This is a genomic window from Amycolatopsis sp. TRM77291 (genome assembly GCF_054166285.1).
Map to the genome: position 1 here is coordinate 5,286,296 of NZ_JBSZHF010000001.1, position 17,536 is coordinate 5,303,831.

General features: G+C 68.9%; 16 protein-coding genes. 6 read left to right on the top strand and 10 right to left on the bottom strand.

Translation table 11 applies throughout. The features are described from left to right. The first annotated feature begins 48 nt into the window (after positions 1-48). The 3 genes from ACXIZN_RS24435 (at position 49) to ACXIZN_RS24445 (ending at position 2,958) form a co-directional block, all read left to right on the top strand. Positions 49-459 carry a DUF6228 family protein gene (locus tag ACXIZN_RS24435; RefSeq protein ID WP_457957068.1) on the top strand — a complete coding sequence of 137 codons (411 nt, stop codon included), beginning with the start codon at positions 49-51 and terminating at the stop codon, positions 457-459. A 488-nt stretch (positions 460-947) separates the two neighbouring features. Next, complete coding sequence (locus ACXIZN_RS24440; protein ID WP_457957069.1) at positions 948-2,357, top strand: M20/M25/M40 family metallo-hydrolase; 1,410 nt, start codon at positions 948-950, stop codon at positions 2,355-2,357. A gap of 7 nt (positions 2,358-2,364) precedes the next feature. Continuing rightward, the gene (locus ACXIZN_RS24445; protein ID WP_457957070.1) at positions 2,365-2,958 is read left to right on the top strand and encodes a hypothetical protein; all 594 of its coding nucleotides are present in this window, start codon (positions 2,365-2,367) and stop codon (positions 2,956-2,958) included. On the opposite strand, the gene ACXIZN_RS24450 is transcribed toward ACXIZN_RS24445, so the two are convergent. Then, on the bottom strand, positions 2,945-3,649 hold the full coding sequence (locus ACXIZN_RS24450) for a class I SAM-dependent methyltransferase (protein WP_457957071.1): 705 nt from the start codon (positions 3,647-3,649) through the stop codon (positions 2,945-2,947). The two genes, ACXIZN_RS24445 and ACXIZN_RS24450, sit on opposite strands and share 14 nt — an antisense overlap. A 175-nt stretch (positions 3,650-3,824) precedes the next feature. Here ACXIZN_RS24450 and ACXIZN_RS24455 point away from each other — a divergent pair, with 175 nt between their 5' ends. Both ACXIZN_RS24455 and ACXIZN_RS24460 read left to right on the top strand, forming a co-directional pair. Continuing rightward, positions 3,825-4,079: a hypothetical protein gene (locus ACXIZN_RS24455; protein WP_093932065.1), complete on the top strand. Its 255-nt coding sequence runs from the start codon at positions 3,825-3,827 to the stop codon at positions 4,077-4,079. Positions 4,080-4,124: 45 nt separating this feature from the next. Continuing rightward, a complete protein-coding gene (locus tag ACXIZN_RS24460; protein ID WP_457957072.1) occupies positions 4,125-4,919 on the top strand; it encodes an LmeA family phospholipid-binding protein in 795 nt (264 codons plus the stop codon). Positions 4,920-4,972: 53 nt separating this feature from the next. Here ACXIZN_RS24460 and ACXIZN_RS24465 read toward each other — a convergent pair whose 3' ends face one another. From ACXIZN_RS24465 to ACXIZN_RS24495, 7 genes are all read right to left on the bottom strand, one after another. Continuing rightward, entirely contained in the window at positions 4,973-6,166 is a 1,194-nt protein-coding gene (locus ACXIZN_RS24465; protein WP_457957073.1) for a peptidase inhibitor family I36 protein, read from the bottom strand. 131 nt (positions 6,167-6,297) lie between these two features. Then, entirely contained in the window at positions 6,298-6,894 is a 597-nt protein-coding gene (locus tag ACXIZN_RS24470; RefSeq protein ID WP_457957074.1) for a hypothetical protein, read from the bottom strand. After that, on the bottom strand, positions 6,891-8,516 hold the full coding sequence (locus ACXIZN_RS24475) for a VWA domain-containing protein (protein ID WP_457957075.1): 1,626 nt from the start codon (positions 8,514-8,516) through the stop codon (positions 6,891-6,893). Before ACXIZN_RS24475 ends, ACXIZN_RS24470 begins: the two co-directional genes overlap by 4 nt. After that, positions 8,513-9,667, bottom strand: coding sequence for a toxic anion resistance protein (locus ACXIZN_RS24480; RefSeq protein ID WP_457957076.1), 1,155 nt, complete (start codon positions 9,665-9,667; stop codon positions 8,513-8,515). The genes ACXIZN_RS24475 and ACXIZN_RS24480 overlap by 4 nt, the downstream gene beginning before the upstream one ends. Next, positions 9,667-10,755, bottom strand: coding sequence for a hypothetical protein (locus ACXIZN_RS24485; protein ID WP_457957077.1), 1,089 nt, complete (start codon positions 10,753-10,755; stop codon positions 9,667-9,669). Before ACXIZN_RS24485 ends, ACXIZN_RS24480 begins: the two co-directional genes overlap by 1 nt. A gap of 139 nt (positions 10,756-10,894) precedes the next feature. Then, positions 10,895-12,316 (bottom strand): ATP-binding protein, encoded by a 1,422-nt coding sequence (locus ACXIZN_RS24490; protein ID WP_457957078.1) that lies wholly within the window; start codon positions 12,314-12,316, stop codon positions 10,895-10,897. Further along, positions 12,313-13,965, bottom strand: coding sequence for an NAD(P)/FAD-dependent oxidoreductase (locus tag ACXIZN_RS24495; protein ID WP_192746180.1), 1,653 nt, complete (start codon positions 13,963-13,965; stop codon positions 12,313-12,315). The genes ACXIZN_RS24490 and ACXIZN_RS24495 overlap by 4 nt, the downstream gene beginning before the upstream one ends. 25 nt (positions 13,966-13,990) lie before the next feature. On the opposite strand from ACXIZN_RS24495, the gene ACXIZN_RS24500 reads away from it, so the two are divergent. Next, entirely contained in the window at positions 13,991-14,716 is a 726-nt protein-coding gene (locus tag ACXIZN_RS24500; protein WP_457957079.1) for a hypothetical protein, read from the top strand. Here ACXIZN_RS24500 and ACXIZN_RS24505 read toward each other — a convergent pair. Both ACXIZN_RS24505 and ACXIZN_RS24510 read right to left on the bottom strand, forming a co-directional pair. Further along, entirely contained in the window at positions 14,703-15,257 is a 555-nt protein-coding gene (locus ACXIZN_RS24505; protein WP_457957080.1) for an HdeD family acid-resistance protein, read from the bottom strand. The two genes, ACXIZN_RS24500 and ACXIZN_RS24505, sit on opposite strands and share 14 nt — an antisense overlap. 102 nt (positions 15,258-15,359) lie before the next feature. Continuing rightward, on the bottom strand, positions 15,360-17,513 hold the full coding sequence (locus tag ACXIZN_RS24510) for an RICIN domain-containing protein (RefSeq protein ID WP_457957081.1): 2,154 nt from the start codon (positions 17,511-17,513) through the stop codon (positions 15,360-15,362). Positions 17,514-17,536: the final 23 nt, after the last annotated feature.

Sequence of the window (17,536 nt, forward strand, 5' to 3'; positions counted from 1 at the left end):
GTTTTTACCGGGTTGTCGTACTCGCATCCGCGACACCATGATGCGACGGTGAACCAGACGAAAATCGGCTCCGGCCACGAATATCTGCGACTGACGGCCGAAGCCGCCGATGGCGAGCCGCCACAGTCCCTGCTGGCCGAGCTGCGGCTCCACGGCCTCTCCGCGTCGGTCGAGGTCTCGCACCACTATGCGACAGGGTTCGCCGATCTCGCGGAGTTCTTCCAGCGGCACGCGGACGACTGGCGTGGCTGGGACGGAATCCGAACCTGGGAGTCCCTCGAAGGGGAGCTGAAGATCGATGCGTCCCACCGATACGGCCACGTGCAGCTGCGGGTCACGCTCCAGAGCTTTCGGCACGACTGGGGAAACGACGGCTGGACCGCGACCGGCGACTTGACGATCGAGCCTGGAGAGGAATTGTCGCGAGCCGCCGAGGAGATCAAGTCCCTGGCGGGTTAGGCGGCGCGTCAGGCCCCGAAAGCTTTGACTTCACAGGGATTACGACTGTCCATAAAGGACTAAAGGTCGGGCTTCGGCACGCGCTGCCGGGCGCAGGCCTAGACCGGGGGTTGCGAAAGCCACTTTCGCAACCTTCAACGTTGCGAAAGTGGCTTTCGCAACGTTGAATGTAGCCGGGCATCGTCCTGGTGACCATGTCGCGAAAGCCACTTTCGAGACGTCTGGTGTCCCGAAAGTGGNTTTCGCGTGGTGGCTGATGTCGCGAAAGCCACTTTCGCAACCTTCAACGTTGCGAAAGTGGCTTTCGCAACGTCGGCCGCGGCCGGGCACAGTACCGCCCTGGCGATCATGTCGCGAAAGCCACTTTCGAGACGTCTGGTGTCCTGAAAGTGGCTTTCGCGACACCGCTTCCCAGGCCATAGCCCCCTCGCGACGGCTCACCCTTTCGCCGCTAGACGCCCGAACACGAGGCGCGTAGGAACAGGAGAATGGCTGAGGAAAGGTCCAGACGAGTTTTCCTGTCCACCACGGCGGCGCTCTCGGCGGCCGCCCTCACCGGTGTCCCGGCCGGCGCCGAAGAACCGGAGGTTCGAGGCCCGGGCGAACACCTCTCCCCGCAACGCCCCGACGCCGAACTCCGGGCGATCATCCGAGAGATCGACGAACGTCGCATCGAGGCCATCGTAAGGAGGCTCGCCGGATTCGGGACGCGGCACACGTTGTCCTCGCAGACCGACCCCGTCCGGGGAATCGGCGCCGCCCGCGACTGGATCTTCGCGGAGCTGACGAAATCCGCGCAGCGGTCGGGCGGCCGGATGACGGTGGAACCGCAGTCTTATCTCCAGCAGCCCGCCCCGCCCCGGATCCCGGTCGCCACCACGATCACCAACGTCGTCGCCACGTTGCGCGGTTCCACCACCCCCGAGCGGGTCTACGTCGTGTCGGGCCATTACGACTCCCGGTGTTCGGATCCGCTCGACGCGACGAAGGACGCTCCGGGCGCCGACGACGACGCTTCCGGTGTGGCCGTCGCGATGGAACTCGCCCGGGTTCTCGCCACCCGCCGCCCGGCGGCGACCATCGTGTTCGCGGCGGTCGCGGGCGAGGAGCAAGGCCTGTTCGGCGCGCGGCATATGGCGACGCTCTACAAGGCGGCGGGCACGAACGTGCAGGCGATGTTCACCAACGACATCGTCGGTTCGAGCAAGGCGGACGACGGCACGAGGGACCCGCGCACGATCCGGTTGTTCGCCGAAGGGGTGCCGACGTCGGAAACCCCGGCGCAGGCCGACATCCGGCGCGCGGTCGGCGGCGAGAACGATTCGCCGTCCCGTCAGCTGGCCCGGTTCGTGCGGTCGGTGGCGGAGAACGACGCGACCGGGATGACCGTCCGGGTGATCCACCGCCGCGACCGCTATCTCCGGGGCGGCGATCACATCCCGTTCCTCGAACAGGGTTATCCGGCCGCGCGGTTCACCGAACCGCACGAGGACTACGCGCACCAGCACCAGGACGTCCGGGTGGAGAACGGCAAGCAGTTCGGCGATCTGCCCGAGTTCTGCGACTTCCCGTTCATCGCCAGGGTCGCGCGGGTCAACGCCGCCACGGTCTGGTCGCTGGCGACCGCGCCCGGCACCCCCGAGGACGTGCGGATCCGGACCGACCGGCTGACGAACGACACCGATCTGGTGTGGCGGCGCGGGACGGACCCGGATCTCGCCGGTTACGAGGTCGTGTGGCGGGAGACGACGGCGGACGACTGGACGCACGCGATCAAGGTCGGCGACCGGACCGAGGCTAAAGTGGATCTGTCGAAGGACAACGTGTTCTTCGGTGTGCGCGCGGTCGGGAAGAACGGCCGCCGCGGTCCGGTCGCGTTCCCGACACCCTTGAGTTGATGCCACGATGACTGTCACCCCCGACGACCTCGACGCGGCGATCGCGAGCGTGACGCACAGCCTGCGCGAGGCGTCGGGCCGTGACTGGTCGTCGGCTCCGGGCACCGGCGAACTGAACGCCTGGCGCACCGCCGAACATCTCGGCGACTGCCTCATCTCCTACGCCGGACTGCTGATCGCGCGGCCGTCGACGCCGCGGTTCGTCTGCTTCGAAGCCGTCGCCGACCGGGCCGCGACCCCGGCGGAGATGCTGGAGTTCGTCACGGTGGGCGGCGGGCTCCTGAGCGCCGCCCTCCGCACGGTGGCCCCGGACGTCCGCGCGTATCACCCGAGCGGCCGCGCCGACCTCGAAGGATTCGCCGGAATGGGCTGTGTCGAGGTGCTGGTCCACGGCGAGGACATGGCCCGCGGGCTCGACGTCACCCTCGATCCGCCGCGCGACGTCTGTTCGCGGGTGCTCGCGCGGATGTTCCCGGAGGTGGACGTCACCGGCGTCGATCCCTGGACGGCGTTGCTGTGGGCGACGGACCGGACGGAGCTGCCGGGCCGCCCGTCGCGAGCCGGCTGGCAGTGGCGCGGCGCGCCGCTCAGCGAGGCCTGAAAGCCACCACGGCGGCCTGGACACCGTCCCGCCAGACCACGGCGGGCTCCTCGACCGGGTCGGCCCCCAGCGCACGCAGATGCCACGCGGCGGGCGGATGCCATTCGGCCGAGGGCGAATCGCCGAACAACCGGGCCCGTTCCACCACCGCGGGGCCGAGCACCGGATCCGCCGCGGCCTGCTCCCACCAAGCATTCCAAGAAGTTCCGCCGTCGTCACTCGTGGGCACCACCGCGCCGGCGTCCGGCATGTCGTCCACAGTGGCCACGAATCCGCCCGCCCGCACGAGCCCGGCGAGTTCGGTGTACAGCTCGGTCAACCGGGCTGGCGGCAGGTAATGCAACGCCATGGCCGCCAGAACGGCGTCGTAGCCGCCATCCGGCAGCCGCGTGACCCAATCCGGGTCACGCAGATCGGCCGGGACCACCTCCACCGAGGACGGCAGGGACGCGCCGGCGATCGCCAGCATCACCGGGTCCAGATCGACCAGCGTGACCTCCGCCCCGGGAAGGCGCTCGAGCAGGCGGGAACAGAGCGTGCCCGTGCCGCCACCCACGTCCAGCACCCGCGGCGCCGCACCGTCACAGCGCGACGCGACCAGGTCGATCATCCGCTCGATCGCCCGCTCCCGCCCTGGCTGGTACCTCGCCATGAGGCGCTCCCAGCGGCCGTTCCAGTCCCCAAGTGTCATAACGGCAATGATAATCGATATCAATTTTGCAGCGTTCCGTCATCGGCCGCCTCCAAGCAGTGGGCGCGGTACGGCCGATCGGCGCAACTTGCCCGCTGAAGCGTTTGCCGCGGCGGAGTCCGGGAACTTTTCCGGTATGTCCAGATGGCGAACCACCAGCAGGAGCAACACCGCCGTGCGGGTCATCACCGGTATCGGCGCGCTGTTCGCTTTCATCGAGTTGCTGTACATGGTGATGGTGCTCGCGGGAGCCAACGCGGGCAACGGATTCTTCATCTTCATCCAGGCACTGGCCAAACCGCTGGCGTTGTTCTGGCCGGGACTCTTCCCGGTGAGTGACCCGAATCTCGCGGTCATCCTCGACTACGGTCTGGCCGCGGCGTTCTGGGTGATCCTGGCGGGTGTGATCGCCCGTTTCGCGGCCCGCTGACCCCCTGCGGCGGCGATCGGCGTCCCGTTCGGCGACACTGGACTGATGAGCGACGGCAGATGGTTCGACCTGAACCCGCTTCCCGAGCTGTTCGGCCTGGCCGCCGCCGGGCGGGCGCTGCTGCCCAGCGTGCCCGTGACGCCGGCCGCGATCCTGAAGACCGTCACCGAACAGCTGGTCGGGCGGCGGCTGACGGCCAAGGTGGACGGGCACGACGTCGGGCTCACCCTGACGGGGCTCGACTACCACGCCGACAGCCTCAGCCTGGCCGCGACCGGCAAGATCGGCGACGTCCGCATCGTCGTCGAGGACGTCGACTGGCCGGAGACGCCGCTCGAACGCATCACCGTGCTGGCGTCGAACGTCCGGCTCCGCTCGCTCCCGTCCCCGGCCGCCATCCCCGAGCAGGTGAGGATGGCGATCCGAGTGGCACCGGAAGTCCTCCAGGCGCGTGTCGCCGAGGTCCGGCCGGGCATCATCGTGACCCCCGGCGACGACGGGCATTTCCACGTCCGCTGGGAAAAGCGGCCCCGCTGGGGACATCTCGCCCTTGAGTCCACTGTGGAGGGCGACGCCGTGGTCCTCCGGCCGATGGCCGTCCACATCGGACGCCGCCGGTTCGGCCCGCCGTCCCGCCTCAAACCGATCGTCCTGCCGCTTCCCGAACTCCCGCAAGGGATCCGGCTCACCGCGGTCGAGGCGCACGACGGTCACCTGGTCCTGCACGCGCTGGCGGACGAATGGCCCGAAAAACTGTCCACCATCCCGCTCGGCGACCTGCTGGGCTGGGTGACCACGGCGGTGGCCACGCTGACCCTGCCGCGGCTCGGCGGACGCTGATCGGCGACGACCCCCGTCACCACGGGCGGCGGGGGCCATCGCCGGGTCATGGATCAGCTGTGCAGCCGCCCTTGCGCGACGGGCAACGCGGTCGTCTTCGGCGTCGCCGCGGGAAGCGCGGCACTTTCCGCCTGCGGCGCGGCCTGGGTCCGCACGAGCCCGGTCGAGTTACCGCACACCTTCTTCTTCTCGGCCGAGGTCATCTTCTTGCCGACGGTCCTGGTCTGGCCGACGACACCGGGCGCCGGGCCTTCACCACTGAAGTTCCAGACGTACCACTGGTGGTGTCCCCACCGGCGCTTGTCGTACCACATGTCGTACGAGCCACTGGCCACGCGCATCACCGGTGAGCGGTCCAGACCCGCCCAATAGCCCGGATTCACCTCGATCCGAGTCTCGACGTTCTCGCTGGTCTCCCAGCCCCATTCCTGGCCCCACGTGCGCTTGTAGGCGACCGTCCACTGGACGAGGAACTCGAAGCCCGCGCTCACGCTGAGCTCGTTCGACACCGTGTTCTTCCCGCTGCGCGTGTCCCGCTTGCCGATCACCTGGGTGATCTTGTTGGAGCTGCAGTTGAACACCGTGTCGACCCGGCCCCAGTCGCCGTAGAAGTCCTGGCCGCGCTGGTCGACGTGCGCGTTGCAGGTCTTGGTGGCGCGGCCGCAGTCCCGGAGCAGTTCCGCTCGGGAGGGCCCTCGTTTGTACAGCACCGAGCTGCCGCGGTCGTTCATGTTCGACCCGTAGTTGCCGCTGTCGTTGGCGTACCAGTCCTGGATGTCGCCCTGCCGGTAGGCGTCCGCGTACATCGTGATGTGGCAGTTGTTGAAGGTCTGGAAGGAGGAGACCTTGTCGTTCCAGTCGTTCCCGAGATAGTCGAGGTACTGGACGGTCCCCTCCGTGCACGGCGACCCGTGGATGGCGAGACTCGCGCCGCCGAAGTTCCAGTGTTCGTAGAGCACGCTGATCACCGTGGCGGCCGCCCCGGCCTTGCCGGACTCTTCGATCCGCGCGGCCATGCGGCCGTTCTCTGGGGTACCGGGTTTCGCCGCCGTCTCCGGCACACCGGTCACCTTGCCGTCCGACGCCGCGGCGATCGACTCGCCGAAGCTGCCGTAGCACCGGATCGCACCGGTCGCAGCATCGGCGACGCAGTGCTCGCCGCGCTGTCCGGCGTTCGCCGGGACACCGCCGGCGAGACACATCACCACAGCGGCCAGGACGGCCGCCCCGAGTCTGTACTTGTGCACGTCTGAACTCCCTGGGACTGACGGAAACCGACCACCACCGGATCGGCTTCCCGAGTCCACCACGGGAAAACAGCCTTGCCCATGCAGAAAGACCGGCAGACCTGAGTTCGCTTACCGGTGACCGGGACCGCTCAACCGGATTCGCCGCGCTCGCGCAGATATCGCGTGTGGTCGACCTGCTGATGGACGTCGGCCGCGTAGAACCGCTCCGCGATGCGATGCGCTTCGGTCTCCAGCAGTTCCAGTTGCGCGAGGAGTTCCTCGGACGCGCTCGGCTCGCCACTGGCCCGGCGTTTGGCGGCGAACCACCACGGCAGATTCAGGTAGGTCTCCACCGAAAGCGGCAGATCGGTGCGCGCCAGCCGGGTGACGGCGTGCTGTACGTCCGGGTTGGCCGCCCATCGCTCCGGCCGCGAAAGCAGGTCTTCGAGCACCTCGGCGATCCGCCGCACACCGTCCACAGAGGACTCCGGCATCCGTTGTGTCCGCGCGGTCACCTTGCCCACCAACGAGTCGAGATCGGCGCGCAGCTGACCGGCCTCGGCGACGGCGTCCACCGAAACCAGCCGCACCCGCTCGGGCGGCGCGAGCAGCGCGAACACCGCGTACAGCCCCGCGACGACGACCGGCCACAATCCGCCGACGACACCGGTCAGGTACAGCGCGAGCCCGATCAGCCCGCCGACGCAGCCGGCGAGGTTCTTCGTGGAGCCGAGGTACCGGATCACTGGTACCCGCGGATTTCCTGGAACACCTTGGGCAGCACGTCGCCTCGCGCGTCGAACACGTTGCCGCCGGTGCGTTTCGCGACCTCGCCTAGTTCGGCGGAGTCGCCTTCGCCGAAGATCACGGTGAACACCGGGATCTGCCGCACCGCCTCCGGCAACGACGGGAACCTCAGCTGGAAGTCCGAGAACTTGGAGCCGTTCGCGTTCTGCCCGTCGGTCATCAGGACGATCGAGGTGAACCGGTCGGGGTCACGCGCGACCAAGGGACCCATGATGTCGTACGCGCGTTGAAGACTGTCGTAGATCGCCGTGCCGCCGTTCGCGTCGAGGCCTTCGGCGAACCGCTTGATCTTGTCCAGCGCGGGTTGCGGATCGCCTTCCGGCACGGTGAACGTCTCCGGGCTGCCGGGCACGGTGTCGAACGGCAGCATCGTGACCTCTTCCCGGCTGCGGAACCGGCGGTACCGGCCGGTCAGCGAGCCGTCGGCGCCGGTCAGCCCGATCAGCGCGGTGCGCAGCGACTCGATGCGGTCACCCGACATGGAACCGGAGGTGTCGAGCACGTACAGCGTCCGCGACGGCCGCCGGATCTTGTCGAAGTAGGCGCCCAGCAACGCGTCGACCGCCTGCTGCGTCGCCGGGAACGGCAGCTCGACGAGGTCCTTCTGCGCGAACTGCTGTCCCAGCTGGACACCCGGGACGACCGGGCGGCGCTGCGTGGTCTCCATGATCTTGCGCTGGGTGTCGGGCGTCCGCAGCCGCTCGGCCAGCTTGCGGTGCGCGTCGCGCGCGTCGGAATTCGCGCTCTGCAACAACGTCAGCGGGTAGTCCGCGGTGACGACACCGTCGGACGGGTACACGAGCGTCAGCGGCTCGGGAAGTTTCCCGCTCGCGTTCATCGACAGCAGGACGGACTCGTAGTTGATCAGGCCGTCGACCTTCTTGCCGGGATCCTGGCCGGTCGCGCGTCGTTGGTAGGCCTCGGAAAGCCAGCCGGACGAGCCGGCGGACATCGCCTGCGCGCTGAAGAATTCGGTCAGTTTCGGGGTGACGGAAGCGATCTGCCGCGCGTCGACCGCGTTGCCGGCCCCCGCGAGCGCCGACGCCACCCCGACGAGTGCCGAGAAACCGGAGTTCGACGCCGAGGGATCGGTCATGCCGTAGGTGAAGGCCTTCTTCCCGGCCTGCTCGGCGATCTCGCCCCAGCCCACCGGCCTGCCGGTCCACCCGAGCCGCTGCGCCGAAGACGCGGACAGGCCGAGCACCACCGGCGAACTCATGATCTTCACCTGCTCGCCCAGCCGTTTCGCGGCCTCCGGAACCGCCGCCGGGTAGCGGTTCGACGAGAACCAGACGGCGTCGTACTGGCCGTCCACCTTGCCGTTCGCCAGCGACTCGGTGCCCTCCAGCGTGCCGGTGAACTGGAACTTGACCTTGACCCCGGTCGCGGCCGCCTCCTGTTCCAGCAGCGGCTGCAGGTCGGCCAGTTCGCTGCCCGCGAGCACCCGCAGCGTGCCGGCTTCGGCCGCCCCCAGGTTCTGCGTCCCGCCTTCGCTCGAATCGCAGGAAACCAGTGACAGCGCGCAAACCGCGCCGACCGCCAAGACCGCCCAGCGTTTCACGATGCCCCCTCGGCCGTCGCCGTCTCGTGAGACCGGCGCAGATGGTCTTCGGCCCGCCGGATCTCCCCCGACAGCGCCTCCACGGTCGCCGCCATCGTCGAGACGGCCCCCTCCTTGAACTCGTCGATCGCGTCGATGCTCCGGTAGATCCGCTCGAACGACTCGCGGATCGTCTCCACCGCCACCGCGGGATCACTGCCCGCGCGCTGGATCTCGGCGCTGCGCAGTTCCAGCATTTCCGCGTTGGCCCTGATCAGCCCGTCGGTGGTGGCCTGCACGGCCTGGACCTCGTCGAGGACGTCCCGCTGACCGGCGAGCGCCCCGCTCACCAGCAGCGCGACCCGCAGCGCCGCGACCGTGGTCGACACCGCCCGTTCAATCCCGCGGATCAGCTCGTCGTTGTTGCGCCGCACCAGATCCAGCGCGAGATAGCCCTGCGCGCTGACCGCGAGCTGGGTCAGCAGGTCCTGATGCCGTTGCCGGATCGGGTGCAGCGCGTCGGCCCGCAGCGACTTGGCCCGCGCCGGGTCGGTGAAGTCGAAGATCCCGGCCTGGCGTTCGACCGCCGTGTCGACGGCTTCGGCTAACGCTGCCGCTTCCGACAGTTTGCCGAGCGTCGCCCACAACCGCTCTCGTTCGCCCTTGAGCGCGGCGTTGTCCCGCCGCAGGACGTCCTGCCGCGCCCGCAGCTCCAGTACCAGCGCGTTCACCGGCTCGTTGGCCGCTCGGTAGCGGTCCAGCGCCTTCTTCGCGCTGCCCGCGACCGGGATCAGCCCCATCAGCTTACGGCCGGTGAGCGGCAGTTTCGCCGGGTCGATCTCCGCCACGGTCCGCCGGAGCCCGGCCAGGCTCACCGCCGCCTGCTGCTGAGGTGACCCGATTTCCGCCAGTGCCCGCGCCGAGCGATCCAGGAGCGCCCCCGCGACGGTCGCCGCCGCCCGCATGTCGGACTCGCCGACCGCGAGCAATTCGTCCAGGACGCGGGTGAACTCCGGGGACCGGACGTCGAGCGCTTCGAGGCGACGGGCGAAGTCCTCGGCGCGTTTCGCGACCTCCGCGTGGACCTCCGGCGCGAGGGTGACCAGGCCGGCGGCCCGCTCGGCCGGGATCGCCTCCACCGGTTCGGGTGGAGTGAGCGTGAAATCGTCCATCAGTACTGCTTCTTCACGGCGTCGAGCAGCCGCTCCAGCGTTTCGAACGACGGCGGCTCGACGGCGTCCACCAGATCCGCGGGCACCGGCGCCTTGGCCGCGGCCACGACGTCGGCGAACAAGCGCGGGTCCCCGGTGCGGAAACCGAAGGTGGCGGCGAGTTTCCCCAGTTCCGGGTCGGTCGCCAGCAGCCTGCCCACCTGGTCGCCGTTCGGCTTCAGGGGCACGAGCGTGTGCTTCGAGTACACCGTCGGCGCCGTGTACAGCAGGCGCATGTCCGGCCGGATCGAACCGTCGGCGCGGACCAGCCGGTCGACGAACTGCGACTCGTAGATCAGCGCCATCGGCGTCTTGCCCATACCGGCGGCGAGGTAGTCCTCGAACGGGCCTTCGGTGCTGTTCTGCGTGTAGCCCTGGTCGATGAACAGCTTCGACACCGCGGGGAGCACCTTCGCCTCGGCCTCCGGCGTGCTGACCACGTTGTTGCCGTTGGCGACGAAGGAGACGATCGACAGGTACATCGCCGCCGAATTCGATTCGCGCGGGTCCGTGGTCGTGACCAGCACGTTCTTGCGGGCCGGAAACGCGGTGTTTCCGGGAAGCTGGTCCCAGCGCGTGCCGTTGCGCGCCAGGTCGAGGTACTTCGCGATGTCGAGCACCTGGTAGTCCCCGGCGCCCTTGCGCACGATCCCGTTGGCGCTCAGGAGGTTCACGATCGGCTCGAAGGTCGCGACCGCCATCGGCGACTGGAACGGCGTGTGCACGCCGGTCACCTTGTGGTCGCGCTGGATCCGCTGCGCGGCGGGCGACGAGGACGGGAACGCGAACTCGTACTTCCCGAGGTCCATACTCGCGATCTGCCGCGAACCGGCGGTGTCGGCCTCGACCTTCAGCCCGTGCTTGGCGAACGCGTCCGCCACCCGCTTGTCGGAGAAGAAGGCCAGCTTCTCCGAACCGATGACCCCGCGCACCGTGGTCAGATCCGTACCCTGCGCGGTGCTCTCGTCACCGTCCGGGCCCCAGACGATCACGGCGGCCACGGCCAGCAGCAGCACCACGGCCAACCCGATCGACAGACGGCGTTTCACCGGCCCACCCCCTCGTTCACGGGCTCGATCTTTCAGCCCGTTCGACTCTTTTGACGCGCGGGCGAGCCATTTCGAAGTGAACGATCGATGAACGGAAGAAGTCGTCGGTTTCTGGCGAAACGTTGGGGTAGAAGGAAAATCAGATCACGGACTGCTCCGAGACCGGAAGGCACACGGTGAACCGCGTGGCACCGGGCGCCGAGTCGACCCGGAGGTCGCCCTGATGCCGTTCGACGACGATGCGCCAGGAGATGTCCAGACCGAGCCCGGTCCCCTGTCCGACCGGTTTCGTGGTGAAGAACGGCTCGAAGATCCGCTGCCGCACCTCCGCCGGGATACCGGGTCCGGTGTCGCCGATCTCGACGTGCACGTGATCGTCCACTCTGGACGTCCGCAGGGTCAGCGTGCCCTCGGCCCCCATGGCGCCGAGCGCGTTGTCGATGATGTTCGTCCACACCTGGTTCAGCTCGCCCGCGTACGCCGGGATCCTCGGCACCGCGTGGTCGTACTCCTTCACGACCCGGATTCCCGGCCCGATCTTCCCGGCGAGCATGACGAGGGTGGAGTCGAGTCCTTCGTGGACGTCGATCCACTGGTGCGGCGCGCGGTCCATCTGGGAGTACTGCTTGGCCTTGCCGACCAGCACCGAGATCCGGGTCGTCGAATCCTCGATCTCCCCCATCAGCATCTCGGTCTCGAGCGCGTACGCCAGCCAGCGGACTGCGCCGTCGAGGAAGGTCTCCCCGACCGAGTCGAGCAGCCGGTCCAGATCCGGCACGGTCAGGCCCGCGCGGACGTAGATGTCGGCGAGGTCCCAGCCCTGGTCGATCCCGTGACCGTCGAACCAGTCGCCGATCTCGTCCTCACGGTCGGCCTGCTGCATCGCGGTCAGCTTCGGGGCCGAGGCGACCTGCTTGACCAGCTGTTCCTGGATGTCCAGCAACTGCTCCAGCAATGTCGGGTCGACGTTCTTCTTCGCCAGCATCGCGAGCTTGTGCCGCATCCCGGCGACCCGCTCCCGCAGCGCCGCCGTCGCGCGGACGGCGGCGGCCGCCGGGTTGTTGAGTTCGTGCGTGAGCCCGGCGGAAAGCTCGCCGAGCGCCAGCAACCGCCGCCGCGAACCGATCACGGTGTCGCTGTTGCGCCAGCCGAGGTACATGCCTTCCAGCAGATGCGTCGCCATCGGGAACCAGCGGCGGAACTCGGTGGCGAACTCGGCCGCCGGCAGGGTCAGGAAGGTGAGGTCGCTGACCGCGTGCACCGAAGCGCCGTAGGTGTGTTCGGTCTCCTGGTGCACGAAGAACTGCGTCGCACCGCAGTAGGCGCCGCGCTGATCGGACCGGATCGTCTCGACCTCGGTGCCGCCGACGAGCCGCGTCATCCGCAGCGCGCCCGAAAGCAGGAGATAGAAGCAGGTGGCCGGTTCACCTTCGCGGATGACCGTCTCGCCGCCGGTGTAGTGCTCCAGCACGGCGTGCTCGTCGATCCAGTCGAGCTGGTCCTCGCTGAGGTGCTCGAAGAGGAAGAGCCCGCGCAGTTCCTCCCTGGGCAGAACGCTCATTGCTCCTCCAGATAGCGGTGGACCAGGGTGACCGCCATGGCGCCTTCGCCGACGGCCGACGCGACACGCTTCACCGACGCCGCCCGGACGTCTCCCGCCACGAACACGCCCGGGATGGAGGACTCCAGGTAGTGCGGGTCGCGATCCAGCGGCCAGCCCGGCGGCGGGCTGCCTTCGGTGAGCAGATCGGGGCCGGTCCGCACGAAACCGTGGTCGTCACGCTGGATCTCCGTGCCGAGCCAGTCGGTGCGCGGGGCGGCGCCGATGAAGATGAAGAGGTGCCCGGTGGGCACGGTCTCGGTCGCGCCGTTTTCGCACAGGGTCAGCCGTTCGAGATGATCGTCGCCGTGCGCCTCGACCACCGTGGTCCGGGTGCGGACGTGGATGTTCGGTATCCCGGCGATCTGCTCGATCAGGTAATGCGACATCGACGCTTCGAGCGACTGGCCGCGGACGAGGATGGTGACGTCCGCGGCGTGCTTGGAGAAGAACACCGCCGCCTGGCCAGCCGAATTCGCGCCGCCGACGATGTAGACGTGCTCGCCCTTGCACTCGGGCGCTTCCGTCGCGGCCGAGCCGTAGTACACGCCACGGCCGGCGAGCTCGGCTACGCCCGGAGCCTCCAGCGCCCGGTAGGTGACGCCGCTGGCGAGCACCACCGAATGCGCCGAGATCTCGGTCCCGTCGCCGAACATCACCACCCGCGCGGAGCCGCGTGCCTCCAGGCCCACAACGTCGCGGGCGGTGAGCACTTCGGCGCCGAACTTGAGCGCCTGACGCCGCGCGCGGTCGGTGAGCTGCGCGCCGGAAACGCCGTCCGGGAAGCCGAGGTAGTTCTCGATGCGGGAGCTGGTGCCCGCCTGTCCGCCGGTCGCCTTGCGCTCGACGATGACGGTGCGCAGGCCCTCCGACGCGCCGTACACGGCCGCCCCGAGCCCGGCGGGGCCGCCGCCGATCACGATCAGGTCGTAGAACTCCTGCGCCGGGCGCGTGGACAGGCCGACGGCGTCGGCGAGCTCCGGCCCCGACGGCTGGCGCAGCACCGTGCCGTCCGGGGTGACCAGCACCGGGATGTCCTGCGGCGCCGCGTCCGCCGCCTCGAGGATCCGGCGGCCTTCATCGTCGTCGACGGAGTACCAGCGATACGGCACGGCGTTGCGCGCCAGGAAGTCGCGCAGGTGGAACGACGGCGAGGAGTACCGGTGACCGATGAGCTTGATCTCGTCGACCGGCCGCTCCCCCACCGCGCGCCAGGTCTCCACGAGCGCGTCGACGACCGGGTAGAGCTTCTCCTCCGGCGGGTCCCACGGTTTGAGAAGGTAGTGGTCGACGTCGACGACGTTGATCGCCTGGATCGCGGCGTCGGTGTCGGCGTAGGCGGTCAGCAGCGCGCGACGGGCGTTCGGGAACAGGTCCATCGCCTTCTCGAGGAAGACGATGCCGTCCATCTGCGGCATCCGGTAGTCGGCGAGGATCGCGGCCACGGCGTCGCCGCGCAGCTTGATCTCGCGCAGCGCTTCGAGGGCGTCGGCACCGGAATCGGCCCGGATGATCCGGTAGTCCTTTCCGTACCGTCTGCGCAGGTCGCGGGCGACCGAACGGGACACGGCGGGATCGTCGTCGACGGTCAACAGGATCGGCTGGCTCACCGGATCAGCCTATTACGTTGTGGCCATGCTGACCGAAGCCGAAGAAGTGATCCACGCCCGTGCCGCCGTCGCGTGCGAGGCGGCCACCGCGGCCGGGCTGCCGGGCACCTTCTCGGCCTGGCGCGAAGACGGCCTGCTCGCCGTCCTGGCCACCGCGCCGGAGTTGCGGTTCCTGCGCACGATCACCGGCGTCACCGAGGCGAACCTGCCCCGTGCCGTCCGGCTGGCCGGCGAGTCGTGCTGGGACGGCGACCCGCCGACGCTGGTGCTGCCGCCGGGCTTGATCCCTCACGGCACCGGTCTCGTGCCCGCCGGTGTCCGTCCGATCGCGACTCTTCCGCTCGCCTTCGCGGCGTCGGACGCGGACGTCGACGACTCGCCCGACCTCGACGCGTTTCTCCGCATCCTGCTCGATGGGTACGAAAGTGACGGCGTCGTGACGGCGTTCATGGCCGCCGAACACGCCGACCCGCGAATCAGGCGGTCGCTGCTGGTCGAGGACGGGGCGCCGATCTCCGCCGCGGCCCTGAGCGCGCACGGTCCCGGCGTCGTTCTCGGCGGGTCCGCCACGCCACGTGCGCATCGCGGCAAAGGCGCGCAGGCGCGGCTGCTCCTGCACGGCCTGGGCACGGCCGCCCGCGAGGGCCGCCGCTTCGCCGTCGCGACCGCGGTGGAAGGTTCGCCGAGCTTGTCGAACCTGCGCCGTGCCGGAGCACAGGTCCATTTCCGGCGGGCTTTCAGGCCTGGGTGAGCTTCCGCAGGCGGAAGGCCAGCACGAGCAGCATCACGCCGTACAGCAGGGCGTAGATCCCGACCAGCAGCGCGATCCCGTACGCGCCGGCGATCGGGTTGACCACGATCACGATGCCCGCGATCAGCGAAAGCGCGCCCGCCGCGATGAGGAACGCCTCGCCCTCGATCTGCTTGCGCAGCCGGATCGCCGCGACGATCTCCATGATGCCGGTGAAGATCGCCCAGAAACCGACCAGCAGCGCCAGCACGAGCACCGTGATCCCCGGCCAGATCAGGACCAGGACACCGGCGATGATGCCGAACGCGCCGAGGACCCCGTAGGCGGCGCGATGGGCGGCGTCACCCGGCCGGAAGGCCTGCACCACGCCACCGATGCCGTCGAAGATGGCGTAGATGCCGTAGAGGATCGCGAGGGCGAGGACGGTCGTTCCCGGCCAGATCAACGCGAGAACGCCGAAGAGGATGGCGAAGACCCCGCGCAGGGCGGCGAGCGGCCAGGCCAGGCGGGGTTCGACGACGGTGAGACCGACGAGAGGCATGCGCCGAGTATCGGAGCGCCGGTGCGCGAGCGCGCGGCACGCCACCCGTTGGGGTGAGGCCGGTGCGCGCCGCGACCGCCATCCCGGCGCGCACCGGGGTCATCAGGGATAGGCGACCAGGTTGGCCACGGTCGATCCCGAGTTGGCGGGCCCGCCGCGGTCGTTGATCACCCGGCTGATGGTCCCGTTCCCGCCGAGGGAGACGGCGACCATGCTGCGGAACCGGACGTTCGGATTGTTCGGCACCTCGATCGCGCGATCGGCCACCACACTCGGATTCACGTTGAAGTAGCAGTAACTTCCGAGCCCGTATGCCTCGTGGTTCGTCACCGAGCCCGCCACCTTGTAGGCCGCGTAACCCCGCGTCGAGCCGTTCATCCAGGCGGCCTGATTCGGTGGGTCGTAAGGCATTTCGTTCTGATAGAAGTACGTCCGGCCGCGCTCGCCGGTCCAGATCGTCTGGTACTTCTGGTAATGCTCGACGAACAGGCCGTACATCGTGATGTCGTCACCGTTGACGATCAGGCCCGTGTCGCCGGTGTTGGTGTTCCACCCGACGCCGCTGCCGTGGTCGGCACGCCAGATCCACAGGTGGTCGCCGATGACGTCGTCGCTGTTGACCACCAGGCTGTTCGTGGCCTTGCCGACGCCCGCCCCGCCGACGCGGAAGAAGACGTCGTGCAGCGAGGTCGGGTTGGCCGCGTGGTCCTGCGCCGAATTCGCCGGGCCGACCTCCATGAGCGTGTTCGAGTTCGTGGTACCCGCGTCGATCAGCACGCCGGCGATCTTGACGCCGTCGACGTCGGCCACCGTCATCGCGGTGATGCCGTTGTCCGGGATCAGCGTCGCCAGGCCGAGGCCGAGCACGACGGTGTCCGGCCGGGTGACGCGGAGCGTCTCGTTGAGGTGGTAGACGCCCGGGGTGATCAGGAGGTCCTTGCCCTCGGCGAGGGCCGCGTTGATCTGCGCCGCCGTCGTGCCGGGCTTCGCGATGAAGAACCGGCTGATCGGCAGCGAGGAGCCCGGCTGGCCGGCGCCCCACGTGATGCCGGAGGCGTTGGTGCGCTTGGCGGGCACGAAAACCTGGTACGCGCCCGCGCCGTCGACGTGGAGGAACGGCTTCTCCCGCACGACCGGCGTCGTGCTCACCGTGGTGTACGGCGGATTCGGGAAGCTGGTCGACGGTGCACCGTGGACGCCCGCGAACACCATGTTCCAGTTGGAGCCGCTCCAGCTCCCGAACTGCGAGTTGCGCGAGATCCACTGCTGCTGCGAACCGGACCGGACCTGACCGTCGACCTTCACGTCGGACATCCAGCCGCCGCTCGACCAGCCGCCGTCGTCGAGCTGCAGGTTGCCGCGGACATGCATGCGGCGATACGGCGCGGCTTGCGAAACGGCCCACCGGTCGGTGCCGCCCGCCGGGTTGACGGACAGGTTTTCCGCGCCACGCCAGAAGTTCTGCGTCGCGTTGCCCTGGAACCAGTCGGCCTCCGCGTGCACCGCGCCGTTGATCGTCACGTTGTCGGGAGAAAGGCCGAGCCCGAGCACCTGCGTGTAGAACCCGACGTTGACATCGACGTTGTACGAACCCGGCTTGAACAGCAGCGCCTTGCGATTCGAGCCGAACTGACTGGTCTCCTGCTGCGAGAACACACTGTTCACCTGTGACTGGATCGCCGCCTGCGACATGCCGGGGTCGAAGACGAGCACGTTCGGCCCGAGGTCGGGGTTCGCGGTGCCGGAGACCGGGGTGAGCCGGAAGGACTGGGCACCGGTGCCGTTGCAGGCGTACTGCTGGAGCTGGGTGCTGTCCTGGGTTGAAAGACCGGGGATGTCCAGGCACTTGCCACTGTTGCGGCTCACGAAGTGATACGCCCCACCCGACTCCTCGACCGGCTGCCACTGCTGGTTGTTCCCGCCGCCGTAGGCCCACAGGTGGATCAGCCCGCCGTCGGCCGTCGACACCTCGGCGACGTCCCACACCTGGGCCGGGTTGTTGCGCGTGTTGACCCGGTAGTAGCCGCCCGAGGTGGGCTGGAACCGCCACTGCTGGGAAAGGGTCTGGTTGCAGGCGTACTGCTGGACGACCGTCCCGTTCGCCGTCCCGGCGGCACGCGCGTCCACGCACTTCCCGCCGGTGGTCGACACCGTGTACCAGGTGTCGGGGACGATGGCCGCCTGCGCCGCCGGAGCCACCACCATCAGCGCTCCGACCAGTGAAAACAGGGCTATCAGGGCTGCTCTGGCCCTCATCGGGACCTCCTCCGCGTCATTCG